Origin of the sequence: Halonotius terrestris (assembly GCF_006861665.1) — an archaeon.
Classification (GTDB): domain Archaea; phylum Halobacteriota; class Halobacteria; order Halobacteriales; family Haloferacaceae; genus Halonotius; species Halonotius terrestris.
Map to the genome: position 1 here is coordinate 264,247 of NZ_RKLU01000003.1, position 815 is coordinate 265,061.

The 815-nt window shown below is 65.6% G+C and carries 2 protein-coding genes (both only partly in view); one reads left to right on the plus strand and one right to left on the minus strand.

The window, feature by feature from the left end:
• Nucleotides 1-302, minus strand: the start of a protein-coding gene (locus EGH24_RS08055) for an anthranilate phosphoribosyltransferase (RefSeq protein WP_142979646.1). The gene continues 760 nt to the left of window position 1, outside the view; only the first 302 of its 1,062 coding nucleotides appear in the window; its start codon is at nucleotides 300-302; the stop codon falls past the left edge of the window.
• 99 nt (nucleotides 303-401) lie between these two features.
• On the opposite strand from EGH24_RS08055, the gene ahbB reads away from it, so the two are divergent.
• Nucleotides 402-815, plus strand: the 5' portion of a protein-coding gene (gene ahbB / locus EGH24_RS08060; protein ID WP_142979647.1) for a siroheme decarboxylase subunit beta. Its footprint extends 642 nt past the window's final position; only the first 414 of its 1,056 coding nucleotides appear in the window; its start codon is at nucleotides 402-404; the stop codon falls past the right edge of the window.

Sequence of the window (815 nt, forward strand, 5' to 3'; positions counted from 1 at the left end):
CCNTTNCCGTCGTAGTTGGCCCCGCAGTCGACGGGGTCGCAGTCGGGTTCGGCGTACTCGACGTGTTCGCACATCACGTCGGTGTAGGCCGCCAGCTCGGTTGGCGTGTTGCGTTTCCACCGATTCGAGAGCCAAAAGGCCCCGAGGGTCGTCGGGTCGGGCGCGCCCGCGATGATGCGCTCGAAGGCTTCGAGTGCCTGCTCGCGGGTCAGATCGTCCGCGGATTTGTGGCCGGAGCCACAGACCTCAGTCATCAGCCGTTTCAGGGGCCACTCGCCGAACGTTTGGGTCGCCTGCGCCATACCGCGCGTTGGACTGTGGCGGACATAAGCCTCCGGTTGTCCGCCCAGAAGTTGACAAACTCCGAAAGCCGTAGATACCCCACACCCCTATATGGACCAATGAGTATCGAGGCCGACTGGCGGGCGGATCTCGACGCCGTCGATGCGACGCTCATCGACGAGTACCAAAGCGGCCTGCCGGTCGTCGCCGACCCCTTCACGGCGATGGCGGCGGAGTTGTCGGCGACGACGGGGACTGATCTCACTGCCGACGACGTACTCGACCGCGTCAAAACGCTCTCGGAGCGCGGCATCTTCCGGCGGTTCGGCCCGGTGTTGAACCCACCGGTGATCGGGAGTTCCGCACTCGCCGCGGTACAGGCCCCGCCNGANCGGTTCGANGNGGTCGCCGNNNNGNTCAACGGCTACCGGCAGGTGAACCACAACTACCGCCGGAACCACGAGTGGAACATGTGGTTCGTCGTCACCGCGGGCTCCCGNGNGNNGCGNGANNNGATNCTCGNCGANATCGAG